Source organism: Bacillus sp. ISL-46 (genome assembly GCF_018613205.1).
This window is the reverse complement of the sequence record NZ_JAGGQR010000004.1, coordinates 1-24,960: the sequence shown is the minus strand read 5'-3', so window position 1 is coordinate 24,960 and position 24,960 is coordinate 1. Positions and strand designations below refer to the sequence as shown.

The 24,960-nt window shown below is 43.9% G+C and carries 28 protein-coding genes; 18 read left to right on the top strand and 10 right to left on the bottom strand.

Features of this window, described 5'->3' with window-relative positions; all coding sequences use genetic code 11:
* Positions 1 to 51: 51 nt before the first annotated feature.
* Both nosZ and J7E67_RS01545 read right to left on the bottom strand, forming a co-directional pair.
* Complete coding sequence (gene nosZ, locus J7E67_RS01550; protein WP_214716099.1) at positions 52 to 1,917, bottom strand: Sec-dependent nitrous-oxide reductase; 1,866 nt, start codon at positions 1,915 to 1,917, stop codon at positions 52 to 54.
* 17 nt (positions 1,918 to 1,934) lie between these two features.
* Complete coding sequence (locus J7E67_RS01545) at positions 1,935 to 2,378, bottom strand: cytochrome c (RefSeq protein ID WP_214730749.1); 444 nt, start codon at positions 2,376 to 2,378, stop codon at positions 1,935 to 1,937.
* A 244-nt stretch (positions 2,379 to 2,622) separates the two neighbouring features.
* On the opposite strand from J7E67_RS01545, the gene J7E67_RS01540 reads away from it, so the two are divergent.
* Positions 2,623 to 3,366: a Crp/Fnr family transcriptional regulator gene (locus J7E67_RS01540; RefSeq protein ID WP_214730748.1), complete on the top strand. Its 744-nt coding sequence runs from the start codon at positions 2,623 to 2,625 to the stop codon at positions 3,364 to 3,366.
* A 40-nt stretch (positions 3,367 to 3,406) separates the two neighbouring features.
* Here J7E67_RS01540 and bshB2 read toward each other — a convergent pair whose 3' ends face one another.
* From bshB2 to pdxK, 3 genes are all read right to left on the bottom strand, one after another.
* Positions 3,407 to 4,075 (bottom strand): bacillithiol biosynthesis deacetylase BshB2, encoded by a 669-nt coding sequence (gene bshB2, locus J7E67_RS01535; protein ID WP_214716080.1) that lies wholly within the window; start codon positions 4,073 to 4,075, stop codon positions 3,407 to 3,409.
* A gap of 29 nt (positions 4,076 to 4,104) precedes the next feature.
* Positions 4,105 to 4,437 (bottom strand): YojF family protein, encoded by a 333-nt coding sequence (locus J7E67_RS01530; RefSeq protein ID WP_098932519.1) that lies wholly within the window; start codon positions 4,435 to 4,437, stop codon positions 4,105 to 4,107.
* A gap of 193 nt (positions 4,438 to 4,630) precedes the next feature.
* A complete protein-coding gene (gene pdxK, locus J7E67_RS01525) occupies positions 4,631 to 5,473 on the bottom strand; it encodes a pyridoxine/pyridoxal/pyridoxamine kinase (RefSeq protein WP_214730747.1) in 843 nt (280 codons plus the stop codon).
* Positions 5,474 to 5,630: 157 nt separating this feature from the next.
* Here pdxK and J7E67_RS30990 point away from each other — a divergent pair, with 157 nt between their 5' ends.
* The 9 genes from J7E67_RS30990 (at position 5,631) to J7E67_RS01480 (ending at position 12,565) form a co-directional block, all read left to right on the top strand.
* Positions 5,631 to 5,939, top strand: coding sequence for a hypothetical protein (locus tag J7E67_RS30990; protein WP_251026502.1), 309 nt, complete (start codon positions 5,631 to 5,633; stop codon positions 5,937 to 5,939).
* A 12-nt stretch (positions 5,940 to 5,951) separates the two neighbouring features.
* A complete protein-coding gene (gene mobA, locus J7E67_RS01515; protein ID WP_251026501.1) occupies positions 5,952 to 6,581 on the top strand; it encodes a molybdenum cofactor guanylyltransferase in 630 nt (209 codons plus the stop codon).
* Positions 6,582 to 6,598: 17 nt separating this feature from the next.
* Positions 6,599 to 7,831 (top strand): molybdopterin molybdotransferase MoeA, encoded by a 1,233-nt coding sequence (locus J7E67_RS01510; protein ID WP_214716077.1) that lies wholly within the window; start codon positions 6,599 to 6,601, stop codon positions 7,829 to 7,831.
* Positions 7,832 to 7,844: 13 nt separating this feature from the next.
* Positions 7,845 to 9,776: a molybdopterin biosynthesis protein gene (locus J7E67_RS01505; RefSeq protein ID WP_214716076.1), complete on the top strand. Its 1,932-nt coding sequence runs from the start codon at positions 7,845 to 7,847 to the stop codon at positions 9,774 to 9,776.
* A gap of 5 nt (positions 9,777 to 9,781) precedes the next feature.
* Positions 9,782 to 10,246 carry a molybdenum cofactor biosynthesis protein MoaE gene (locus tag J7E67_RS01500; RefSeq protein WP_088084792.1) on the top strand — a complete coding sequence of 155 codons (465 nt, stop codon included), beginning with the start codon at positions 9,782 to 9,784 and terminating at the stop codon, positions 10,244 to 10,246.
* The gene (gene moaD, locus J7E67_RS01495) at positions 10,239 to 10,472 is read left to right on the top strand and encodes a molybdopterin converting factor subunit 1 (protein WP_214716074.1); all 234 of its coding nucleotides are present in this window, start codon (positions 10,239 to 10,241) and stop codon (positions 10,470 to 10,472) included. Before J7E67_RS01500 ends, moaD begins: the two co-directional genes overlap by 8 nt.
* Positions 10,473 to 10,655: 183 nt before the next feature.
* Complete coding sequence (locus J7E67_RS01490) at positions 10,656 to 11,675, top strand: thiazole biosynthesis adenylyltransferase ThiF (protein WP_214730745.1); 1,020 nt, start codon at positions 10,656 to 10,658, stop codon at positions 11,673 to 11,675.
* A gap of 175 nt (positions 11,676 to 11,850) precedes the next feature.
* Positions 11,851 to 12,171 (top strand): YwdI family protein, encoded by a 321-nt coding sequence (locus J7E67_RS01485; RefSeq protein ID WP_214730744.1) that lies wholly within the window; start codon positions 11,851 to 11,853, stop codon positions 12,169 to 12,171.
* 19 nt (positions 12,172 to 12,190) lie between these two features.
* The gene (locus tag J7E67_RS01480; RefSeq protein WP_214730743.1) at positions 12,191 to 12,565 is read left to right on the top strand and encodes a DUF423 domain-containing protein; all 375 of its coding nucleotides are present in this window, start codon (positions 12,191 to 12,193) and stop codon (positions 12,563 to 12,565) included.
* A 99-nt stretch (positions 12,566 to 12,664) separates the two neighbouring features.
* On the opposite strand, the gene gerQ is transcribed toward J7E67_RS01480, so the two are convergent.
* A complete protein-coding gene (gene gerQ / locus J7E67_RS01475; RefSeq protein WP_251026500.1) occupies positions 12,665 to 13,150 on the bottom strand; it encodes a spore coat protein GerQ in 486 nt (161 codons plus the stop codon).
* Between the two features lie 232 nt (positions 13,151 to 13,382).
* Positions 13,383 to 14,126 carry a hydrogen peroxide-dependent heme synthase gene (gene hemQ / locus J7E67_RS01470; protein ID WP_168241325.1) on the bottom strand — a complete coding sequence of 248 codons (744 nt, stop codon included), beginning with the start codon at positions 14,124 to 14,126 and terminating at the stop codon, positions 13,383 to 13,385.
* Positions 14,127 to 14,374: 248 nt separating this feature from the next.
* On the opposite strand from hemQ, the gene pta reads away from it, so the two are divergent.
* Complete coding sequence (gene pta, locus J7E67_RS01465) at positions 14,375 to 15,346, top strand: phosphate acetyltransferase (protein ID WP_214716070.1); 972 nt, start codon at positions 14,375 to 14,377, stop codon at positions 15,344 to 15,346.
* Between the two features lie 272 nt (positions 15,347 to 15,618).
* Positions 15,619 to 16,449: an octanoyl-[GcvH]:protein N-octanoyltransferase gene (gene lipL / locus J7E67_RS01460; RefSeq protein WP_214730742.1), complete on the top strand. Its 831-nt coding sequence runs from the start codon at positions 15,619 to 15,621 to the stop codon at positions 16,447 to 16,449.
* Between the two features lie 82 nt (positions 16,450 to 16,531).
* Here the strand turns inward: lipL and J7E67_RS01455 are convergent, their stop codons facing one another.
* Positions 16,532 to 17,323: an RsfA family transcriptional regulator gene (locus tag J7E67_RS01455; protein WP_214716068.1), complete on the bottom strand. Its 792-nt coding sequence runs from the start codon at positions 17,321 to 17,323 to the stop codon at positions 16,532 to 16,534.
* A 273-nt stretch (positions 17,324 to 17,596) separates the two neighbouring features.
* Here J7E67_RS01455 and J7E67_RS01450 point away from each other — a divergent pair, with 273 nt between their 5' ends.
* The 3 genes from J7E67_RS01450 to J7E67_RS01440 all read left to right on the top strand — a co-directional run bounded on the left by J7E67_RS01450 (position 17,597) and on the right by J7E67_RS01440 (position 19,851).
* On the top strand, positions 17,597 to 17,818 hold the full coding sequence (locus J7E67_RS01450) for a YuzB family protein (protein WP_066248771.1): 222 nt from the start codon (positions 17,597 to 17,599) through the stop codon (positions 17,816 to 17,818).
* Positions 17,819 to 17,988: 170 nt separating this feature from the next.
* Complete coding sequence (locus J7E67_RS01445; RefSeq protein ID WP_214730741.1) at positions 17,989 to 19,287, top strand: HD domain-containing protein; 1,299 nt, start codon at positions 17,989 to 17,991, stop codon at positions 19,285 to 19,287.
* Positions 19,288 to 19,347: 60 nt separating this feature from the next.
* Entirely contained in the window at positions 19,348 to 19,851 is a 504-nt protein-coding gene (locus J7E67_RS01440; RefSeq protein ID WP_214730740.1) for a YwgA family protein, read from the top strand.
* Between the two features lie 192 nt (positions 19,852 to 20,043).
* Here the strand turns inward: J7E67_RS01440 and J7E67_RS01435 are convergent, their stop codons facing one another.
* Positions 20,044 to 20,229, bottom strand: a complete 186-nt coding sequence (locus J7E67_RS01435; protein ID WP_088084780.1) for a 2-hydroxymuconate tautomerase — start codon at positions 20,227 to 20,229, stop codon at positions 20,044 to 20,046.
* Between the two features lie 203 nt (positions 20,230 to 20,432).
* Between J7E67_RS01435 and J7E67_RS01430 the strand changes: the two genes are divergently transcribed.
* Together J7E67_RS01430 and J7E67_RS01425 are read left to right on the top strand one after the other, a co-directional pair.
* Positions 20,433 to 21,083, top strand: a complete 651-nt coding sequence (locus J7E67_RS01430) for a site-2 protease family protein (protein ID WP_214716059.1) — start codon at positions 20,433 to 20,435, stop codon at positions 21,081 to 21,083.
* Between the two features lie 15 nt (positions 21,084 to 21,098).
* A complete protein-coding gene (locus J7E67_RS01425; RefSeq protein WP_214716057.1) occupies positions 21,099 to 21,608 on the top strand; it encodes a YwhD family protein in 510 nt (169 codons plus the stop codon).
* A gap of 122 nt (positions 21,609 to 21,730) precedes the next feature.
* On the opposite strand, the gene J7E67_RS01420 is transcribed toward J7E67_RS01425, so the two are convergent.
* The gene (locus J7E67_RS01420; RefSeq protein ID WP_214730738.1) at positions 21,731 to 23,800 is read right to left on the bottom strand and encodes a transglycosylase domain-containing protein; all 2,070 of its coding nucleotides are present in this window, start codon (positions 23,798 to 23,800) and stop codon (positions 21,731 to 21,733) included.
* Between the two features lie 215 nt (positions 23,801 to 24,015).
* Here J7E67_RS01420 and speE point away from each other — a divergent pair, with 215 nt between their 5' ends.
* Positions 24,016 to 24,843: a spermidine synthase gene (gene speE / locus J7E67_RS01415; protein WP_214730737.1), complete on the top strand. Its 828-nt coding sequence runs from the start codon at positions 24,016 to 24,018 to the stop codon at positions 24,841 to 24,843.
* The last annotated feature ends 117 nt before the right edge of the window (positions 24,844 to 24,960 follow it).

Sequence of the window (24,960 nt, the reverse complement as noted above, 5' to 3'; positions counted from 1 at the left end):
TTAAACAGGGATGGGTATCAATCTATTTAATTGATACCCATCTCCAACATATTATTTCTTAGGTTTTACAAGGAAGTAACCGTTCATTTCTTGATGGAGCGCAGAACAGAAGTTTGTACAATAAAGTGGGTAGGTTCCCGCTTTATTCGCGACAAATTCCATTGTGTTGGTTTGTCCAGGCTGAACTTCCATGTTTAAGTTATAGCTGTTGATGGCAAATCCGTGTGTAATATCCTCATCGAAATCAATATTCGTCAGATGGATGGTGACGTGATCTCCTTCATTCACTTCAATGACGTCTGGTCGTTTTGCTTTTGCATCAAAGATGAATTTCGAACGCATCGCAATACCGTATACGTCAACTTTGTTGCCATTGCGGACGATTTTCGTATCACTCTGCTTGTAAACGGCTTCCTTATTCTTGACATCCTTAGGATATACATTAATCGTTTTAATCTTATCTGCTTTAATCATTTGGGCATAGTGCGGTTCAGGGTCTACTGGTGAAGATTGGATGACCTTCATCTTACCGCTGATATCAATCAATTGCATCGACTCAGGATGGGAAGGTCCAACAGACAAGTAGCTGTCTTTAGCAATCTTGTTTAAAGCAATAATCCATTTTCCATCTGGTGCAACGGTATCACCCTCTGCGGCAACAGAGTGTCCCGGGGAATATTGAACAGGCACACGGTCTAATGTTTCACCTGTATTTGGATCCCATTTCACGATTTCAGAAGAAATGAACATCGTTGTATAGGCCATGCCTTTGTCATCAAATTGAGTGTGAAGCGGTCCTAAAGCATTTTCAGGGTTTACTTCTCTTTCCATTACTGATTTGTAATTAAGAACTGGAATCCCGTTCCGTTCACCAGCGAAGTCTTTGTTTTCGACCGCTTTAAACGCTTTTTCAAACGAGAAGACAGTCATTGTCGGTGCTAATTTTCCTGAAGCGATGAACTGCTTTCCATCTGGTGTGACGTCGACACCATGTGGTGATTTAGCGACAGGAATTAAATAAATTCCGCCTTTTTGTTTTTCAGGGAAAATCATTTTTTGACCGCCAACATTTTCGTACTTGCCTTCCTTGACCATTTTAGCAAGCTCTTTCCAGTTAAAAAGAACAATATAGTCACGGTCAGCTTGTGATGCATTAATTTCAAGATTAGTAGTCGCTTCTTCGGTATTATAAGTTGTCATTACCGCCCAATCTGCTGATTCTTTTTTACCAGCATCAGATAGGTCATAGGACCATGGCGGAAGAGCCACTTGATAAGCAATACCTAGTTTTTGATTCTTTTCATTAAAGGTTACAGCAGACATAACACCGCGGTATTGTGTGCTGAAGTCATCTAGAGATTCATACTTCTGGCCAAGCGGAACGGCGAAACGTGTTGGCAGGAACATGTACTCTGTATTTTCTGTCACGAATGCTGCACAGTGTGGGCCGGCAGTGTTCGGAACTTGAATGATATCTTTCGTCGTAAATGTTTTAAGGTCTACAACAGCGGCACGGCTGTTTCCTACATCAGTAGCAAACATATATTTTCCATCATAGTCGCCCTTTGTTTCTGAAAAGGCTGGATGGTGAAGGTCGCCCCATGTATAGTCGCCCATCATTTTTTTGGAATGCTCATCGAAACCGTAACCTGTTGCGGAATCTTGGGAGAATACAGGAATCGTTCTAATTTTTCGCATCGACGGAACCCCATAAATAAACATTTGGCCGGAGTGACCGCCAGAGGCAAATAGGTAATAATCATCCTTTTGACCGAATGGCACATACACCTTTTCTGCATCGCTCTTAGTGCTTGAAGAAGCTTCAGTATTCGTCTTTGCTGAGAAATCGGCAAAAGAGATCGTTGCTGCTACAAACCCGGCTAAGAGACCCGATGCAATCGGAATCCATTTTTTCATCTAATTACACCACCTTATTATTTTTCAGAAGCTTGTTTAAGTAGTTCTAACACTTGCTTGCGTTCTTCATCTGATAATGGATTTTTGCCAATAACGCCTGACATAACGGCAGAAGTAGGCTCCTTCAGGAATTCTTCAATCGGCTTTCCATGTTTCCCTTCCACGTTAGCAAACGCTTGGGAAAGGTCGGGTCCTACGGCACCGCCCTTAATATTTAATGCTTCAACACTGTGACAGCCAAGACAGCCCTTCTTGTTAAGGATGTTATCCTCATTAGCTGAAACGGTTTTTGCTTCCTTTGCATCCGTACTTTCTTCTTTGGCAGCAGCAGTTTCTGTAGTTTCTGTTTGTGCCACCTGAGGTTGTTTTTCGGAATCCCCCATGAGCACGCCAAACACTAAGTAGCCAAGTCCAAAGCCAAGTAATGCACAGACTACAAAACTAATAATGGCTTTATTCACTTTTTTCCCTCCCTTTTTATATAAAATGAACACCTTCATCCTAATCGCTCAAGAGGGAGAAAAATGTGACCTACCTCACACCTTTTTAGTAGATTTTGAACGTTATGTGAAACCGATTGTTTCAATTGGCTTTATAACAATGAACATTTTGTGAATTTCGTCACTACATCAGCGGATGGAGTTGTTTACAATAGATGGTAAGTATTTATCAAAAGTAGAGTTCTATAAAGGGGTGGTGAGAAGGATGAATCGAGTCGATTGTTTAAAAGATCCGCATCTAGGAGTCTATCAAGAAGTAATACAAACGGATTTACTTCGAAAAATTGTTATTTTTAAAGATCTATCACAAAAGTCGCTTTCGATTATTGAAAAGAGGATTCAAACGCTGGAGTTGAAAAAAGGGGAACAGATCATTTCTGAGGCGGAGGTGGCCAAGGGGGTGTATTTTGTTCATTCAGGTGCTGTTAAGCTGACAAAACAGGATGAGAATGGCAATGAAATTATTGTCTGTGTGAAGCAAAAAGGGGATGTGTTTGCAGAGGCCTGTTTGTTTACAAAGCGGACAGCGTTTTATCCAGCGACAGCGACTATGCTCCAGGATGGAAAGACCTTCTTTTTGGATAAGTTGGAATTAGAACGGGATTTATTCAATCACCCAGAGCTGTCGATGCAAATGATCAGTTATATGAGCGATGCCTTACGGGAAATGACCTCACAATTACGAGATGTTGCCTTGCTCGATGTTTATGCGAAGACAGTGAAGACATTAGAGCGCCTGGGAAATAAATTTAATAATGGTCTAAACAGATGGGATATTGAGATTCCCTTGACGATTCAAGAGTTTGCAACCGTCGTTGGCACGACGAGAGAAAGCGTAAGCCGTGTTTTTTCCAAGCTAAAAAAAGATGGGATTATTGATATGAAGTCTAGGAAGATTATTATCCGGGATTGGTGCACGCTTTGTACACTGCTGCACCGGGAATATTAACATTGAAAAAAGCCCTTCGCTATGAAGGGCTTTTCATTTGCTAATCAAATTTGTACGTCCAGAATCGTTCGTTGTTGATCCACTTCATCATTTGCGGGTCTTGATTTTTCAACTTCTCTTCCATACCAATAAACATCTGCTCGGTTTGCGACCGGTGAGCTTGGATGGCAGCCAGTTTTGTTTCTGCGACGGGGCTAATATCATTGACGATGTCTGGTTCCCCAATTTCGTCTACACAATTATTCGAAAAGGCGACACAGTGTAAGGTTGGCCGCACGGCAGCAGGCATCTTCCCAACTGCCCGAACAACCGCCGCACCGGTGGCATCGTGGTCAGGATGAACGGAATAGCCTGGATAAAAGGTAATAATAAGGGAAGGGTTGACTTCCTCAATCAAAGCTAACATTTTGTTGGCGAGTTTCTCTTCGTCTTCGAATTCAATCGTTTTATCACGGAATCCAAGCATGCGCAGGTCTTGAATGCCCAACACCCGAGCCGCTTCCTTCAATTCCTCTTTCCTAATTTTCGGCAGGTTTTCACGATTGGTAAACGGGGGATTCCCCATGTTTCGTCCCATTTCTCCTAAGGTTAAACACGCATAGGTGACAGGAGTGCCATTCTGTACATGGGTCGCAATCGTCCCGGACACACCAAATGCCTCATCATCAGGGTGCGGAAAAACGACCAAGAGGTGACGTTCTTTTTCCATAAATCATTCTCCTTTCGGGCCTTGCCTCATTATTCAAAGGGGGTGCTGGAAATCTCCAAGGCAACCGCCAGTTTTCCTGCATTATCATGACCGGCTAACAGGAGGTGATTGTCTTCGTCTATTTCGTAATGTGTAATCCCTTCTGCATAAATCCAGCCAAGGTTGATCTTCAAACCAACCCGAAACGGGCCATTCCCTGTTATTTTTCCTAATTCATAACGGACAAGCGCATTGCGGATGAATGCACCAGCGGAAAAAAATGATTGGTCGTTATGTGATGCATAGGCACCGTTTGTCGTTTCAAGGTGAATGTAGACATCTTTATTGGCAAAGCTCGTAATCGCAGCCTGTGCGCCTTTCATATCAATAGGTTCCAAAGTGCAACCTCCTTTCCCTTCATAAATAGAATGATTAAGTCTAATGTCTATTTTAGTTAATAATGTAACTATCATACTAGAATCAGGAAAAAAATGCGAAATCAATGCTCGGTGCCTGACACCAAAAGATGACATCAAAAGAAAGAGCCGATCAATCGACCGGCTCTTTTCTCTATGGTTATTCAACACAATCTTCACAGTACTCTGTTTTTGAAAGTCCACTGCGGTAGGCACCATGCCAGGTTGGACCGACATATTGGTTTAGCTTGAAGCCTTGCTGGATGGCGGCTGTAATAAACTCTTTCGCGACATCGACAGCATCATAAACGGATTTCCCTTTGGCTAATTCAGCAGTAATCGCTGATGAGTAGGTACAGCCTGCTCCGTGCGTGTAGGTAGTTGCAAACTTTTCAGACTCATACAGCATAAAGTCCTTTCCATCATAAAGCAGGTCAATTGCTTTTTCTTCTGATTGGAGTTTACCGCCGCCCTTAATCAACACGAATTTTGCCCCTTGCTCGTGGATTTTTACCGCTGCTTCCTTCATTTCCGCAACAGTACGCGGAGTCTTCATTCCTGCAAGCTGTCCGGCTTCAAACAAATTGGGAGTAACCACTAGCGCGCGTGGTAAGAGAAACTCGCGCATCGCATCGGTCGTTTCTGGATTTAAGACCTCATCTTCCCCTTTGCAAACCATAACCGGATCAATGACGACACGCTCCAGTTTATTTTCATCTATTTTTCGCGCCGCTAATTCGATAATTTCAACCGTACCAAGCATGCCCGTTTTCATTGCATCAATTCCAACAGAAAGAATCGTTTCTAATTGAGTCTCAAGGGTATCAACCGCAATCGGAAACACGTTATGGTGCCAATTGTTTTTCGGATCCATCGTCACAATCGATGTCAGCGCCGTCATTCCATAGACGCCAAGCTCCTGAAATGTCTTTAAGTCTGCTTGAATTCCTGCGCCGCCGCTTGTATCAGAGCCCGCAATCGTCATTACTTTTTTGATCGTCATATGTATCCTCCTTCGTATCTAAAACCTCCTACTTATTATAGAACAATTTTATAAATTTAACAGAATTCACTGGAGGGCAAGACTTGGTAAATCGATTTAAAAGAAATAGTACCTCAATGCCATTTTATGAAGTATTTCCTGAAGAGGAGGGAAAACAATGAACCGTAAAGGTTGTCCCGATGAATATCCCATTTCCTTGATTATTAACGGCTACGAAATCGCCGTTTTTCAACTAACAAATTACAACTTAGACGATTGGACATATGGATATTTGTTTTCTATGGGCGATGCTGTTTCCCAAATTCAAGTTTGCGAAAAATGTAATGGCTATATTAAAATTATTGATATACGACAATATATTGAAAAACCATCAGCAGCCTTACTAGATTTAAACTCGATCCACTTGGATTATGTTGCACAGGAAAATGGCTATCATGCGGTGGGCGAGAAGAAAGATTTGAATTAAGAGGGTGCTCGAATGATGAAGGCAGCGGCTATTATTTTATCAGGTGGAAAATCAAGCAGGATGGGCACCAATAAAGCGCTTTTAAAAATAAACGAAAAAACCAGCATTGAGAGAATTGCCGATACGCTAAAGTTGTCCTTTAATGATATAATTCTTGTAACCAATCATCCTGAAGACTATCAATTTTTAGGATTGAAGATGGTCTCGGATTATTATCCAGATAAAGGACCGCTTGCAGGGGTTCATGCCGGCTTGCTGTCTTCCAATTATGATACGAATTTTATTGTAGCTTGTGATATGCCATTTGTTTCAGGAGAACTTGCAGAGGTGCTCGTTCAAAAATGCGGCGATTATGATGCGGTTATCCCCGTTATTAATGGAATCCAGCACCCTTTATTTGCCGTCTTCCAAAAGAGGGTGGCAGATGAGGTTGCAGATAGGATCGAAGCGGACCGTCTCCGGATGAAGCATTTGCTCGATCACTTAAACGTTTTATATGTAACAGAAAAAGACCTTCACTCAAACAGTATTGACTTAGAACGAGTCTTTTTTAATATGAATCACCCAAACGAGTATGAAGACGCCAAAAAGTGGGCTGAAGCGGATTTTCCCCGCTTTAACGGGCAGAACAAGGAAGTATAAGGGGGAAAAAGGGAACCATGCAATTTTTCAAAGTAAAAACAGTGGAAGAAACATTTGCCTTAATCGAGGAAAAAATACCGGCAACCAAGCAAACCGAAGTACGGGTGCTCGAAGAGGCGCTTCACTATATCCTCGCTGAACCAGTGATTGCACAGGAAAATGTGCCGAGTTTTGATCGTTCAACGGTGGATGGATATGCTGTTCGTGCCAAGGATACGTATGGTTCTTCCGAATCCATGCCAGGCTTCCTTACGGTTACAGGGGAAGTGAAAATGGGTGAGGTTCCAACTGCACAAGCCGGCCCAGGTAAAGCGGTCTATGTGCCAACGGGCGGGATGCTTCCGATCGGAAGTGACAGCGTTATCATGATTGAGCATTGTGAAGAGGTCGATACACTATTAAATACATACAAGCAGATTGCACCCGGAGAAAACGTGATTCGGGCTGGGGAAGATATTAAAGAAGGCGAAACGCTTCTTACGGCAGGCACGAAACTTCGTCCGCAGGAGCTAGGGGCACTCGCTTCTTTAGGGGTTACGACTGTAACGGTCTACCGCAAAGTAAAAGTCGGTTACCTTTCGTCGGGTGATGAAATTGTTCCCTATCAAACAAAAAAACTAGTAGAAGGGCAAATTCGCGATATCAACTATTTGACGATTTCAGGATCTTCGAGCGAATGGAATGTGGATGTCTTATATGGAGGCATTGTCCGTGATGATTTTGAGGAGTTTAAACAAAAGGCCCGTGAACTCTATCATCAGGTAGATTGTTTAATCCTTTCCGGCGGAAGCTCGGTCGGCGCAAAGGATTATACCACGGATGTCATCCAGTCTTTAGGCGACCCGGGAGTTTTTGTCCACGGTATTTCGATTAAGCCGGGGAAACCGACGATTCTGGCAATGGCTAATGGGAAACCAGTGATAGGACTGCCAGGTCATCCGGCCTCTGCGATGATTATCTTTAAGCTGTTTGGCGAGCAAATTTTACGAAAATTAAAGGGCGAGGACTCGCGGCGGAAACCGGAGCGTATTTTTGCTAGAATCACAAAAAATATTCCTTCCTCACCAGGACGGTCTGATTATATTCGGGTCCGTTTATTTGAAAAAGAAGGGGAATGGTGGGCTGAGCCGATTATTGGCAAGTCCGGTTTAATTACAACCTTGGTCAAAAGCGATGGAATTGTTGAGATTAGTTCAGAAAAAGAGGGAATTTCACAGGGGGAATACGTACCTGTGTTTGTCTCACGATAAGGGGGGCTAAGCAGTGAATTATAAAAACTTTAAACGAAAAATATATTTAGAAGATAAACCCCGAGCACAAGCTAGAGAGGAAATTCTCGCAGCTCATGTCCTGACCCCTGAAAAGGAAGAAATCTCAACGATTAACGCGTTGGGCCGTGTGACAGCTGAACCCATCTTTGCACGGGTCTCGATGCCGCATTACCATGCCAGCGCAATGGATGGAATTGCGGTCATGGCTGAAAATACCTATACAGCCCATGAGCAAAATCCACTTCGTCTGAAACGGGGCGAAGAATTTTGTTATGTTGATACGGGGAACGCGATCCCTTCACCGTTTAACGCCGTCATTATGATTGAGCATGTCGATTGTCTTGATGAGGAAACGATTGAAATTATCGAGCCAGCAACCCCTTGGCAGCATATTCGTCCGATTGGCGAAGACGTGGTTCAAGAGGAAATGCTTTTTCCACAAGGGCATATCATCAGGCCAGCTGATTTAGGTGTCCTATTAGCAGGACAGCAAACCGTCATTCCTGTTGCAAAAAAGCCTGTCGTGACGATTATTCCGACCGGGAATGAACTGGTTGAAGCCAATGCAGAGTTAGCACCTGGACAGATCATTGAATTTAATGGCTCTGTATTTGCTGGCTTCATTAAGGATTGGGGCGGAGAACCGAACCTCCTTCCGATTGTGAAGGACGAACCGGAAAAAATTAAAGAAGTACTTTTAGAAGCAGCTGAGACCTCTGATATCATCGTCATTAATGCGGGTTCATCAGCAGGCTCGAAGGACTACACGGTCCACATTATTGGCGAAATCGGCGAAGTCTTTACCCATGGGGTCGCCGCACGGCCAGGCAAACCTGTCATTTTAGGAAAAATAAATGGGAAGATCGTTGTCGGAGTTCCGGGCTATCCAGTCTCGGCTTATTTGGCGCTCGAGTGGTTTGTCAGACCGCTTATCTGCAAGTACCTGCAAATCCCTGAACCCAAAAGGCAGACCGTGACCGTCAAGCTAGGGCGCCGCATCGTTTCGTCCATGGGTGCGGAGGACTTCGTACGAATGAATATCGGCTATGTGAATGGACAGTTCGTTGCCAATCCGCTGACAAGAGCGGCAGGAGTGGCCATGTCGTATGTCAGGGCAGATGGCCTGTTAATCGTCCCAGCTAACATTATTGGTTACGAACAAGGGGATCTAGCCGAAGTAGAACTTATGCGTCCGCTTGAGGAAATCAAACAGGCGATTGTGTTTTGCGGCAGCCATGATTTGACGATTGACCTGTTGTCGTCACGCTTAAAACAGGTGCGGACCGACATGAAAATTGTCTCTTCCCATGTCGGCAGTATGGCAGGCATCATGGCGATTCGAAAAGGAGAGGCCCATGTAGCCGGTATTCATTTGCTTGACCCAAGTACAAAAGAATATAATATCTCCTATATAAACAAACTATTAGCCGGTCAAGACGTCGTTCTGTATCCATTTTTAAAAAGAAAGCAAGGCTGGATCCTTCCAAAGGGCAATCCGCTTGGCATTGAATCAGCGGCTGACTTAGCCCGTGTGAACGCGAATTACGTCAACCGTCAAAAAGGAGCGGGAACCCGAATCCTCTTTGATCTTTTACTCGAGGAAGGGTGCCTGACACCAGAAGATATTACCGGTTATGACCGGGAAATGTTTTCTCATTTAGCGGTAGCAGCGGAAGTGAACGGTGATGCGCACGGGGCAGGTCTCGGGATTTATCCTGCTGCAAAAGCTATGGACCTAGATTTTGTGCCTGTTGCTGATGAAGAATATGATTTGCTGATGACGAGAGGCTTTTATGAGAGCGAAAGCGGCAAGCTGCTAATGGCAATAATCCAATCGAATGCGTTTAAAGAACAAGTCGAAAAAATTGGCGGTTACCAAGTGGTCGAAAATGCAGAGCTTAAGTGCTTGGGTGTAGAGGTGTAATCAGGATGATGTATCAAATATCAAAGGAACCAATCGATATTCAAGCAGTAATTGATAAGGTGGTCCAGCGCGAAGCTGGTGCGATTACGACGTTTATCGGTACCGTTCGGGAATTAACGAAGGGTAAAAAAACGTTGTTTTTAATCTATGAAGCGTACGAAGCGATGGCTGTGAAGAAGCTCGAGCAGATTGGCCAGGAAATTGAACAGCGCTGGGAAGGTTCATGCGTTGCAATCACCCACCGGGTCGGCCGTTTAGATATAACCGATGTAGCGGTGGTCATTGCCGTCTCGACGCCGCACCGTGCTGATGCCTATGAAGCCAACCGCTATGCAATTGAACGGATCAAGGAAATCGTCCCGATCTGGAAGAAAGAGCATTGGGAAGAAGGCGAAGCATGGATGGGCAATCAGCTGGAAACCGTCGCCTACCCAAGCGGCAAGCCTGAGGAGAGTGACTTAAATGAATAAGGTACTATTTTTTGCCCATTTACGTGACGCAGTCGGCGAAGAGTTTCTTTCCGTCGATGCCAGTGGAAAAACGGTGGCAGAATTAAAAGCGGAGTTATCGGCTAAATATAACCTGCCGAAAATGGACACCGTGATGACTGCGGTCAATGAAGAATTTGCCTCGAACGATGAAGTCATTAGAGATGGTGATGAAATTGCCTTTATTCCGCCAGTAAGCGGGGGATGAGCATCAATTTGAGGGTTGATTTTTGAATGCGCAAATAAAACCCTTTGATGCGCAAATAAAACCTTTCAATCCGCAAATAAAGCTCCTCAATCCGCAAATAAAACCTTTCAATGCGCAAATAAAAAGGGGAAATTCGTAAATAGCTCGCTGATTGGCGGGTTTTCTTTTAGAAAGGGGAAAATCATGAACGAACGGTATTCACGGCAGTTCCTCTTTCCTGGGATTGGTAAAGAAGGACAAGCTAAGATTAGCCGCAAGCATATACTGATCATCGGCGCAGGGGCCTTAGGGTCAGGAAGTGCTGAGGTGTTGACCCGGGCCGGCGTTGGCAAGATTACGATAATTGACCGAGATTATGTTGAGGCCAGCAATCTGCAGCGCCAGCAGCTCTATACCGAAGAAGATGTCGCCGAGAAACTTCCGAAAGCTGCAGCGGCGGAAAAACGCTTGCGGGCGATTAACTCCGATGTGGAAGTGGTTTCGATCATCGGTGATGCCACACCTGAATTGCTGGAGGAACTTATCCTTGGTGTCGATGTGATGATCGATGCGACGGATAATTTCGAAACCCGGATGGCGATGAATGATGTCTCACAAAAATACAAGGTCCCGTGGATCTATGGGGCCTGCGTCGGCAGCTTTGGAATGACGTTTTCAATGATCCCAGGAAAAACGCCGTGCTTAAATTGTCTGTTGCGCCAGGTTCCGCTTCAGGGGATGACCTGCGATACGGGCGGGATTATTTCTCCTGCCGTGCAAATGGTAATCGCCCATCAGACAGCGGAAGCGCTGAAGATGCTAGTCGAGGATTGGGATGCGGTGCGGACTTCGTTTGTCAGCTTTGATTTATGGAGAAATCAATATACAAGCTTAAAGATGTCTAAGGCAAAGTTTGCCGGCTGCTTGTCGTGCGGCGAGGAACGGACGTATCCATATCTTGATCGTGAAAATATGACGAAAACTACGGTACTGTGCGGCCGTGATACGGTGCAAATCCGCCCTTCGACCAAAGGGGAGATATCGTTGGAGCGCCTTGCTGGACAACTTAGTACACTTGGTTATGTGGTGAAGGGAAACCCCTATTTGGTGTCGGTTGAAATGGGCGAAGAACGGATGGTTATTTTTCAAGATTGCCGTGCCCTTATTCACGGGACAAAGGATTTGACCCATGCCAAATCGATTTACCAGCGGATCTTAGGATAAGCTATGACCTGTACCTTTAGTGGTACGGGTTTTTCTTTGTCAACATTCGAGGTGTTTCACGTGAAACAATAGAGATTATGTCGAAGTGTCTGTCAATCTCTCGGGCTAATTTTTCGAAAAAAAGGTCATACTCATGTAGAATAGAAACGAGACTGAAATTTGAGGTGCTTGATAAGTGAATATATCCGTCCAAAAACTATTAACGAAAATAGAAGCAGAATTGAAGCTGGCGAAAACCAGCACGAAGGAAGAAAGCTTGCGGGAAAAAGTTTACTCTATTAAAATATTATGCGAGTTGCTGCTAGACGAAAAACCGTCACAGACAAGCGAGGTTCCGGCGGCCCCAATGCCTGCAGTTCAACCTGCCATCTCGTTCCAGGCTTACCAACAGCCTGTAATGAACCAACCAATCGTTCAACAAGCACCAACATTACAGCAACCGAAAAAACTTGACATGGAAGACGAAGCAAACGGGGATTCGTTATTTGATTTTTAACAAAGGGGGAGATTTATAGATGAAAGTATTTATTATAGTAGGAGCCATCAACGCCTTTATAGCGGTTGCTTTGGGTGCCTTTGGTGCCCATGGGTTAAAAGACAAACTGGATGCACATTATTTAGATATTTGGAAAACAGGGGTCACCTATCAAATGTTCCACGCGATAGGTATATTAATGATCGGACTGCTGATTGGTAAAGTAGCCGCCGCCAGTCCGCAATTCACCTGGTCAGGATGGTTAATGCTGGCCGGTATTATCTTTTTTAGCGGCAGTTTGTATGTATTGAGCTTGACGAAGATTGGCATCTTAGGGGCGATTACACCAATCGGCGGGGTATGTTTCTTAGCCGCCTGGATCCTCATGGTAATCGGTGCGGTAAAACATCTGTAATGGAAAGGAAGTCATTGGGCAACGCTCCCAATGACTTTTTTTTAGGCCAGAAAAAGTAAAACACCAATTGGGTGACAATTGGTGTTCACGTGTATTCTTTTATCTTGGCGGGTAAGTAGCTAATGGCGGAGCGCTGCCGTAAGGGTATTCATACTCAATTTCCTCAGAAAATTGGACGTAATCGACGGCTACCATTGGGATCAGGTAACGGGCCCCGGTTTGTGGGTCACTTAAGATAACATGGTCTCTTCCTGCTGCTTCAATAATCCCTTTAAATTCCTTAGCATTCCATTGATTGTTCCCCTCGAATGTGGCAAAGACAGTTACCAATTTCCCTTTATTTAAGCGTAAAATATTTTCGATGTACGACTGCTCAATTGGCAGCATGCCTGGTGCTTGCGATGGCGGTGCAGATGGTGCCCCTGCTCCTGCTCCTGCCCCGGCGGGTGGAAATTGTGGGAATCCTTGTGCACCAGGTGCGGGATAAAAGCTTTGCCCGCCCCCCGGCATCCCTTGAGCTCCCTGTTGTTGCCCTGCAGCTCCAGTAAAAGGCTGATATCCCTGTGGATTGTAGTATTGATTCATCTTTTTCCCTCCTAAAAAGTGAATAAAACAAGTGGCCCAACATCCTATTAATACTCCCTTAATCCCAAATATGTGCCAACGGGGGAAAATAAACTTTTTTCCCCTTGAGATTAGTGGTGTTCTTTCTTAGACTCGCTGTTTAAATAGTATGAGCACACAGGGCGAAATATGACTAGCTAATGAGGGGGAAACAGCAAAAAGGTCCCCAGCCGAAGCTGAGGACTTTTATATATTACACATGTAAGAAATTTGCCACGCGTTCTTCTTCTAGCAGGTTACCAACAAAGAACGAGCCGAATTCTCCGTATCGAGCACTTACTTCATCAAAACGCATTTCATAGACAAGCTTTTTAAATTGAAGGACATCCTCCGCAAACAAAGTAACGCCCCATTCATAATCATCAAAACCAACGGAACCAGTGATAATTTGCTTTACTTTACCAGCGTATGTACGACCAATCATTCCGTGGCTGCGCATTAAACTTTTGCGCTCTTCCATCGGCAGCATGTACCAGTTATCGTTGCCCTCGCGTTTCTTATCCATTGGATAGAAGCAGACATATTTGGTCTTAGGCAGCGTCGGGTACAGACGGGCTAAAATTTGCGGGTTTTGATATGGATCCTCACCAGCAGGTAAATAGTTACTTAACTCGACCACTGAAACATAAGAATGTGCAGGCATCGTGAATTCAGCCAATCTTGTTTTATTAAATTCGGTTTCAATTTGGTTTAGTTCTTCCATTGTTGGACGCAGAATCATCATCATAAAATCTGCCTTTTGACCAACAATTGTATATAAAGCATGGCTGCCTTCTTTACGTTCCTGTGTAGCATTCCACTTCTCAACGAGACTTAAAAACTCGTGGATGGCTGCCTGGCGCTCATCACTAGGGAGCATTTTCCAAGTTGTCCAATCAACGGTACGGAAATCATGGAGGCAATACCAGCCATCAAGCGTTACTGCTGCTTCACTCATTATAATCACTCCTAAATAATCATTCTTCTTATTTACATTCATTACTATATCATAGTTTGACCCAGTGGCGTGCGAATAAACCTTTCTAAATAGGCAAATGGATATTTTTATGGGAAAAAGTAAATTCTAAAACCTAGAGTGTAATTTTTTGAAAAGATAAACTTTTAGCTGGTGTGAGTGATATCCTTGAAATTTAAAAAAGGTTAAGTATGCTAATTAGGTAGGTTTATTAAGGGAGGATTTTAGTCGTGAGTGATTTATTTGAAGGATTAAAGCAAAAAGTTTCTGGACGTGATTTGAGAATCGTTTTTCCAGAAGGATTAGACGAACGGATTGTCAGAGCTGCAGGTCGTTTGGCTTCAGAAAAATTAATGACACCGATCTTGATTGGCAACATCGAACAGGTTCAGGCCAAAGCGGCAGAGGTTGGCGTATCGCTCGACGATGCGGAAATTTATGACCCTGCGAGCTATGCGGGCATGGACGAGTTGGTGGCTGCGTTTGTGGACCGCCGCAAAGGGAAAGTAACCGAAGAGAATGCCCGGAAAATTTTGCTCGATGGAAACTATTTCGGCACGATGCTTGTTTATTTAAATAAAGCACACGGCCTTGTCAGCGGTGCGGCCCACTCCACAGCGGATACGGTGCGCCCTGCGTTACAGATTATCAAGACAAAAGAAGGCGTCAAGAAAACGTCGGGTGTGTTCATCATGGTTCGTGAGGATGAAAAGTATGTGTTCGCCGATTGTGCAATTAATATTGCACCAGACAGCAATGATTTAGCTGAAATTGCGATTGAAAGCTCGAAGACAGCCAATATGTTTGATATCGAACCGCGCATTGCGATGCTCAGTTTTTCGACGAAGGGTTCAGCAAAATCACCGGAAACGGAACGAGTGGCAGCGGCAGTAGAAGAAGCCAAGCGTCGTGACCCATCACTTGTCTTGGACGGAGAATTTCAGTTTGATGCAGCGTTTGTTCCGTCTGTTGCAAAAAGTAAGGCACCGAATTCACCGCTGCAAGGGGATGCGAATGTGTTCATTTTCCCTAGCCTTGAAGCAGGAAATATCGGCTATAAAATTGCACAGCGCTTAGGCGGCTTTGAAGCGGTCGGACCGATTTTACAGGGCTTAAATGCACCAGTAAACGATCTATCACGCGGTTGTAATGAAGAAGACGTCTACAAACTGGCGTTAATTACAGCGGCGCAAGGATTATAAGAGGTTTGAGAAGGGCTTGTCCACGGGTGGTGGACTGGCTTTTTTTAGTGATTGTAAATACTTTATTGATAAAAGAAGAGCGCTGCATTTACCGAAAAGAGTGAAAAAGAGCGTTAACGGTAAATGAAAAAGGGTTACATTTACCGAAAGGAGAAAAAAATAGCTCTAACGGTAAATGAAAAGCCGCTTTAGTGACCGAACGAGGTCCAATCTGTTTTATTTTCCTTCTTTTTGTTAAAATAAGTCTATCAAATCAGTAAGGAGTTACTCAAATGGAAGGGTTACTACGTCAACCGCAATGGCGAATCATCGATCAATCAGCTGTGGGCATTCATTTTCAAGCATTACAATCGTTTGGAACGGATGATACCCTGTGTGCATCGGTCGGATCGGGGCAGGCACCGGCAACCGCACGGACATGGGTCCACCACAATACCATCGTCCTCGGCATCCAGGATACCAAATTGCCATTTTTACAAGCAGGCATTCAATTTCTACAGGAGCAAGGTTATCAATCAATTGTTAGAAATTCCGGCGGCCTCGCTGTCGTCCTGGATGAAGGCGTCCTCAACGTTTCGTTAATTTTTCCAGAGGCGGAAAAAGGGATTGATATTAATCGCGGCTATGAGACGATGTGGCAGCTCATTCAAAACATGTTTGCGGACTTCCCGCACCAGATTGAGGCCAGGGAAATTATCGGCTCATATTGCCCAGGAAGTTACGACCTGAGTATCGATGGGAAAAAGTTTGCCGGTATCTCTCAGCGCCGCCTTAAAAAAGGGGTTGCCGTTCAGATCTATCTTTGTGTGAATGGCAGCGGCCAAAAACGGGCCGAGCTGGTCAGGCAATTTTACAAACTAGCAAAACAAGAGGAGGAAACAAAATTTGCCTATCCGGAAATTGTCCCTTCTGTCATGGCATCACTTGCGGAATTGCTCGGGACCGATTTGACTATCGGCGATGTAATGCTCCGTCTATTAAACCAGTTAAAGGAAAATAGTGAATTTTTATATGCTGGGCCATTGAATGACTATGAGCTGGCGTTATTTCCCGGTTATTATCAAAGGGTCATTGATCGTAATGAAAAAATCGCCGCCATGTAAAAAGCCGCAAATCCCACCCGAGTGGAATTGCGGCTTTTTTTCAAAGAGATGTTGCGCGTTTGCTCTTCTCCCTATTCTCTATTTATTCTGCTACTTTTTCAAGATTCCCGTTACGGTCCATTTTGAATTTAGTCGCTGGTCTTTCTTCTTCTTCAAATAAAACAAGCTTGCGGGCGCGGTTCATAATCTTCATTAAGGTCTCGTAATCTTCCTGAATTGTTTCGGTATTCTGCTCAAGCCCCGCGATTTTTGCTGACATTTCTTCATTGTGACGCCTTACCTCAGCCAGCTCTCTTTTCAATCTTTCATTCTCACTTTTTAATGCTTCATTTTGCAGATTGGCATGATGAAAGTTTTGCAAATAAGTAATGACGGAATCAAGCGAAAGCCCTGTGGTATTTGCCTGCCGGTACGTTTGGACGGATGGTTGAACGGGTGCCTGTGCTTGAACTGGCGCTTGTGTTTGGACGGAAGCAGCAGGCTTTACATAAGTTTCTTCTGCCATTTCTGCCGTCATATCTGGCAGTTCAAACGAAGTTTCGAGCGGCATTTCAACTTCCATTGGCATCGTTTCAAACTCCGGTGTTCCCGTGAGCGGCGGACTATACAGCAGCTTCTTCTTGCCGCCCTGATCTTTTCCTAAAACTCTTTGTCTTTGTTTCCGTTGCTTTTTGGCTAACTGCAATGCCTTTTCATAGCGGTGACGGACGACAGCGTTCCATCTGAACCCACACGCGGCAGAAGTACGATTCAGTTTATCGCCCACTTCTTCAAAAGCGTTCAGCTGGGTACTTCCTTCTCTTACATGCCTAAGGACAGTCTCGGCTAAAAGCAAATCATTCTCATCTGTCCATGCATCTTGACGAACTTTCATATTTTCAACTCCCTATTATAGTTTTTTTGATGAACCCGCCAATGTATCTTGACGAGTTTTTAAAAGTTCTAGTCTTAGGATGGACAAGTTTATGAGCCTTTATACCAAAATGGTTGCAAGGATAGTAGATTTTTTTCGCGAGTTTAGTAAAGATTGCAACTTGCATTCGAAAACAAGAAAATGTAAAATACCATAGGAGTTAATCGGTTGTTTTAAGTAATCCATACTGGATAAAATATAGATAGAGAGTGACAAAAGAAAGGGTTGTAACAAATGTCCAATGAATTTCGCGTTTGTGATGATTGTCAGGCCGTGAATTTGAAGACATTAATCCCTCGGTTGAAAGAACTGGATCCGGATGCTGAAGTGAAAATTGGCTGCCAATCCTATTGCGGACCAGGCCGGAAAAAGACCTTTGCCTTCGTTAATAACCGCCCGGTTGCCGCATTAACGGAAGAGGAATTAATGGAAAAAGTGAATAAAAAGATAAAATAGTCACCTTTGTCAAATAAACTTAGGTGATTTTTTTTCTCATCAATGTCGAAAAATCCTGTTGAATTTTGCTGAAAACTGGGTGGTTTTTGGGATATAATAGGAAATATATAGGCGAAGGGCTCTGGAAGCCCTACGCGCCAGGAACTAGTATACGAGGAAGAGGGAAGTCTATGGCATATTCGGCGGAAAAGCTAAGTGAAGAAAAAGTATTTAAAGACCCCGTCCACCGCTACGTCCATGTACGTGACCTGGCCATCTGGGATTTAATTGGCACAAAAGAGTTTCAGCGCTTGCGGCGCATCAAACAGCTCGGAACCACTTTTTTAACCTTTCACGGCGCAGAGCACAGCCGCTTCAACCATTCACTAGGTGTCTATGAAATTGTCCGCCGTATCATTGATGATGTGTTTGCGGGAAGGCCGGAATGGAACGATGACGAACGCCTGTTGACCCTATGCGCGGCCCTGCTCCATGACCTCGGCCACGGACCGTTTTCTCATTCCTTTGAAAAAGTGTTTGATTTCGATCATGAGGAGTTCACCCGGAAGATTATTTTAGGAAACACCGAAGTGAATAAGGTACTGTTGAAGGTTGGTAAAGATTTTCCTGAAAAAGTAGCAGAAGTGATTGGGAAAACTTCAGAGAAAAAGCTAGTAGTCAGCCTTATTTCCAGTCAAATTGATGCCGATCGGATGGATTATTTGCAGCGAGATGCCTATTTTACGGGTGTCAGCTATGGTCAGTTTGATATGGAACGGATCCTGCGGGTGATGAGGCCGCGCGAGGATCAAGTGGTGATCAAAAAAAGCGGGATGCATGCGGTGGAAGATTATATAATGAGCCGCTACCAGATGTATTGGCAGGTCTATTTTCATCCGGTTTCGCGCAGTGCGGAGGTTATTTTGACAAAAATTCTCCACCGCGCCAAGCAATTATTTGAAGAAAACTATTCTTTTAAATATGAACCGATCCACTTTACTTCGATCTTCAATGAAAAAGTAACCTTAGAAGACTATTTAAAATTAGATGAATCCGTGATTTTATATTATTTTCAAATTTGGCAAGAGGAAACTGACCCGATTATAAGTGACCTCTGCCGGCGGTTTGTGAATCGCAATCTATTTAAGTATGCCGAATTTGATCCTGCGAAAGAATACAAAAAGCTCGCCGAATTAGGTTCCTTATTCAAAAAGGCAGGGATTGATCCTGAATACTATTTAGTTGTCGATTCCTCGTCGGATTTGCCGTATGATTTCTACCGTCCTGGAGAGGAAGAGGAACGGCTGCCGATTCATTTGTTGATGCATAATGGGGAATTGAAGGAGCTTTCTAGAGAGTCAGAGATCGTTGATGCGATCTCGGGGAAAAGAAGAACGGATCACAAGCTCTATTACCCGGCTGATTTCCTAGAGGATGACTCGTCCAAAAAGAATGTCAAAAAGCAAATCCGTGCCCTTTTAGAGCTATAGAACGATTGGTGCCTGACACCCAATATTGATCTGTTGAGATGGAGTAGGAGATGACGAACGTTGTTAAATGATCACGCGAAGCTGATGCAGGCGGTTATGGTTTCCGGTGAAATTATCGGACGAAAAAAGCTGCAAAAGATGATATATATTGCCAAAAAGGTGGCATTCCCTTTTCATGAGCGGTTCCAGTTTCATTTTTATGGCCCCTACTCAGAGGAATTGACGTTACGGGTCGAAGAGCTATGTAATATGGGATTTCTCAATGAGGTGAAGGAGAAAAAGGGCGGTTATTTTCAGTATCGCTATACATTGACGGAGCCGGGAAAAGAATTTTTAAGTGTGAATGAGGTTGAGATGCCGTTTTTGCAGGATTTCCTGGTGGATATGAATGAGCAGAATGCTAGATTCTTGGAGTTAGTTTCCACGATTTTATATTTTGATAATCTTTCAAAAGAAGAAGTATCGAACAAGGTGTTTACATTAAAAGCAAGTCAGCGCTATACGGAAGCGGAAATCGATGAGGCCTATCAATATATCGAATCCTTAAAAGGTAAAATTCAATAAGTTATGTTAAACACCGCTTGGACAGCTGCGTGCACGGGGGTCCGGGGGGTGTTTTTTTGAGTCCTTCGGAAGAACCTTTCGAAGGACATTTCACCTGTTCACTTTTGAGGTTTTGTCCATCGGAACCGGTCCGAACCAAAAAGGTGTCAGGCACCATGTGAGATTTTCACATGGTGCCTGACACCGCTATCTTTATTGGTCGCTTTTTCTGACGCCGGCAATTCCAAGATTGCTTTTGCTCATTTCATCGATCATTACGTGGATGGCTTCTTTGGGTGCTCCTGTTGTTTCGCTGACTGCTTCGGTTACTCTTGAAACAAGTTCACGCTTCTGTTCATCGGTACGTCCTTCAAGCATTTTTACGGTAACATATGGCATGTTTTTTTCCTCCTATATAACGCTTTCGCTTTTCTATTTTAGTTTTCCATAATTCGACGAAAAGTGCAATAATAGATGACGCTTTTGATTTTCTTTTTATAAACGGTTTCATGTATACTAAAAGGAATATAGTTTAGATAGAAAAACGGAGTTTGTGCACCATACAAAGTGTGCCATCCGTTAGAGATGGAAGGAGATACGCGTTGGAAAATTTTCTTGCCTATCCACTTAGCATGATTCCCTATTTGGCAATAACCCTGATGATTGCCTTTACGTTTCACGAATTTGCTCACGCGTTTGTTGCCTATAAATTCGGGGACATGACGGCAAAAAACCAAGGACGCTTGACGCTGAATCCACTCAAGCACCTGGATCCGATTGGAACGATTTTAATTTTCATTGCCGGCTTTGGCTGGGCTCGTCCGGTTCCGGTTAATCGCTTTTTCTTTAAAAAGCCTCGCCTGGCAGGAATTCTCGTTTCCATTGCAGGGCCGCTCAGCAATCTTATTTTAGCTTCGTTAGGCTTCATTGTTGCGTTTGGATTAAACCGATCCGGGGTCATCGCACCAGATAGTTTCTATGATTTCCTCGAAATATTTATCCGGCTTAATATTGTTCTATTTATTTTTAACCTGTTACCCTTTCCACCGCTCGATGGTTACCGGATTGTTGAGGATTTAGCCCCCACCCATGTTCGGGCAAAAATGACCCAGTATGAACAGTACGGTGCGTTGATCTTCTTAATTTTAGTTTTTACACCCCTTGATAAATTTACAATTGAGCCTATTTTTGGGGTGGTCATCCCTTGGGTGTGGGATGGGTTAAGTAATTTCTTTAGTATGTTGTTTTTTTAGGAGGCTTGCGTTTTAATGGATGAAAAAAAGAAGAAGCTTGGTTTTAATATTATAAAAAGTGACCCGACGGATGGCCATAAAGGCTATGGAAAAGGTGCTTTGAGCCTTGATAATGTGTCGCCGGTCATAATTGATGTCGATGCAGGTGAAGCTGAGATTGATGTCGGTGCGATGCATGCCCGCAGCGTCGTGGAAAAGGGAATTAAATTTTTGAAAACGCAAGAAGAGGTTCCGAACGGGAAACCGTATTGGCTTGTGTGGGTAACGATTGACCGCAAGCAAGAAGGTCCGTACTACGCCGGTGTGACGGCCTGCTTTATGACGGTTGACCGGGAGATTCGGCGCGGCTACAAATCCTTGCCTGAACACGTGAACCGCATGGATAAGTCTTTGAAACGCCATATCATTGTGGACGACATGGATGCGAATTCGAAAAAGGTGTTAGCCGATTTCTTACGCAGTCACAATGAGGTCTTGTGGAACAACTCGACGGATGAGCTAAAACGTGGTTTATTGGCCGAATAAAAAATAAATGCTTGTAGTTTTTTCAAAAGGTATAGTATTATAAGCAGTGTAAAAACGCTTTAAAACTAGGACAAGAAAAGCTCCGGAAAAATTTTCCGGAGCTTTTCTATATTTAGATTTGTTTAACTCCATGGCATGATTTTTTTATACCATGGCACTTTCTTGTTAGAGTCCTTATGATTTGCAGGCGCGGATTCATGATGGTTGAGATGCTCCGTGCAGTATTCGGTTGGCTCCGTTCCAGCGACAAAATAGGTAAAGCGGCGCACTGGACAATCATTTGTCGCCAGTTTGCCATTTTCTGGATTGACATACACCCCTTTGACACCTTCTTTCGGCGCTTTAAACGCCTTCACGGGCTTCCCTTTTAAGGCTTCTTCCATAAAATTTGCCCAGATATTCTTGGCGTATGTTTTTTCTGCGACCAGCTCAATCGGTTTTCCCATATCGTAGCCGGCCCAAACGGCGGTAACCAGCTGCGGCGAGTAGCCGATCATCCAGCTATCCGTTTCCGTTGAGCCTGATTTACCTGCATAGGGGCGCGAAATATCCTTAATGACCGTGCTGCCGGTTACCTTGGCATAGCCATTTAACTTCGGATCAAAAATCCCCGTCAACATCTGCGTCATTACAAAGGCCTTTGCTGGGTCCAAGACCTTTTCCGTCTCATTTTCTTTTTCAAAAATGACATTGCCATTGTAGTCTTCCACTCTGGTAATTAAGGTTGGATTCACCTTTTTCCCACCGTTTGCCAATAGACTATAGGCATTCGCCATTTCAATAACCCGTACTCCTGAAGTCCCCAATGCGAGTGAGGGAACACGAGCCATTTTTGATGAAAGGCCAAATTTCCTAGCCGTTTCAATTAAGGTCTCTTCTCCTAAAAATAAATGCGTTTTGACGGCAAAAATATTATCAGAAACAGCGAGCGCTTGGGCGAGGGTGATTTCTCCGTCGGCATACTTATTGTTAAAGTTATGCGGGGTATAATCAGCCTGGCCATCGTCAAAATGGAAGGTCGTAAACTCACTGCGCATCGTCGAGGATGGAGTGAACCCCTGCTCAAGGGCTGCGTAATAAAGCAGCGGCTTGATCGTGGAGCCTGGCTGCCTGATCGCCTGAACAGCGCGGTTAAATGGGCTCTTTTCATAATCCCTGCCGCCGACCATCGCTTTCACATAACCGTTTTTTGGATCCATTGCCACGAGTCCCACTTGAATTTCCGAGAGATTCGCGACATTTTTATGAACCTGATTTTCAGCTGCCTCCTGCTGTTTGCGATTAAGCGTGGTATAGACTTTTAATCCGCCAAGGGCAATCGTGCGGTCATCTAAATGTAATTGATTTTTTAAGGCATTTCTGACAGCATCCTGAAAATAAGGAGCTACCTTCACTTTTTGTGTGTTATGAGCGCCGACAATTGTCAGCGGCTGCATGGCAGCATCTATTGCTTCCTTTTTCTTGATGTAATGATTCGTCACCATGCTTTTCAAAATAATCGTCTGGCGCTTTTTCGCATGTTCCATCGAGGCAAGCGGAGAGTAGATTCCCGGCCCCTTTGGAATTCCAGCGAGCATGCTCGCTTCCGCGAGGTTTAAGTCAGCTGCATCTTTTCCAAAATAATATTGGCTGGCCGCCTGTACACCATAGGCACCGTTGCCATAATAAATCGTATTTAAATAGCCTTCGAGAATTTCCTTTTTTGAATAATTCATCTCAATGCGGATCGTATAAAAAGCCTCGTGCAGCTTCCGTGTCCACGTTTTATCGTGTTCGAGAAATAGATTTCGGGCATATTGCTGGGTAATTGTGCTTGCCCCCTGTACCTTTGCGAAGGCTTGAATATCGGCTAGGACAGCACCCCCAATACGCTTAAAATCGAAGCCATGGTGCTCGTAAAAATTTTTATCCTCAATCGAGATCGTTGCCGCGACAATATCCGGTGAAATATCCTCTAACCGGGCCCAATACCGTTTTTGGCCACTATTACTTTCACCAATCAATGTCCCGTCATCCGCGAAGAAAAGTGTCGATTGCGGCACGGCGAGCGGCGGTGCACCGAGGATTTTTGCATAGGCCAGAATCCCAAGGAAGAGAATTAGCATACAAATCATGCCTATCAAACTGATGATAATAGCTGCCCGCAAATATTTAATCGTCTTCCGAAACCCTTGATCAGTCATGATTTCCACTATATCTCACCACCATATTTCCAGATTTTAAAAAAATAGATAGTAATAGTATTGAAAAAATAGAGTCATTTTAAACATTTAATGTAGGATTTATTTAAATTTTGCTAGACTTTTTGGTGTGATTGTAATTCAATAGTTTGGGTACTATAAAATTGAAGTGATTACTTTGTAATTAACTAGAGGTTTAAATAGAATGAAGTGAAAGGAAGATGAACATGTCAATTTGGTTTACAGAAAAGCAAACCGAAAACTTTGGAATCATTATGAAAGTAAATAAAACCTTACATACAGAACAAACGGAATTTCAAAAGCTCGATATGATTGAAACAGAAGAGTGGGGCAACATGCTGTTATTAGACGACATGGTGATGACTTCTGTCCGCGATGAGTTTGTTTACCATGAAATGGTGGCACACGTTCCTTTATTTACACACCCGAACCCTGAGAACGTTCTTGTTGTCGGCGGCGGTGATGGCGGTGTGATTCGTGAAGTGTTAAAGCACCCAAGCGTGAAGAAAGCAACGCTTGTTGATATTGATGGCAAAGTAATTGAGTACTCAAAGAAATTCCTTCCGGAGATTGCCGGGATGCTTGATGACCCGCGCGTGGATGTCCAAGTCGACGACGGATTCATGCACATTGCCAACAGCGAAAATGAGTATGACGTTATTATGGTTGACTCAACCGAACCAGTCGGACCAGCGGTTAACCTATTTACAAAAGGATTCTATGCAGGAATTTCGAAGGCGTTGAAAGAAGACGGAATCTTTGTGGCTCAGTCTGATAATCCGTGGTTTAAAGCGGATTTAATTCGCAACGTACAGCGCGATGTTCGTGAAATCTTCCCAATTACACGTCTATATGTTGCAAATATCCCAACATACCCAAGCGGCTTATGGGCCTTCACGATCGGATCAAAGAAATACGATCCATTAGAAGTAAGCGAAGACCGCTTCCACGAAATCGAAACAAAATACTACACAAAAGAACTTCACAAAGCAGCATTCGTACTGCCTAAATTTGTTGGCGATTTATTGAAGTAATATCGAGGGGGGCAGTCCCCGTTATAGAGATTATTGGAGACAAAAAGGGGCTAAAAAAGCATCAAAGTGTCGCCAATAAAGTCTCTAATCGACCGAACTCGAAGAAAAAGAAGCCTT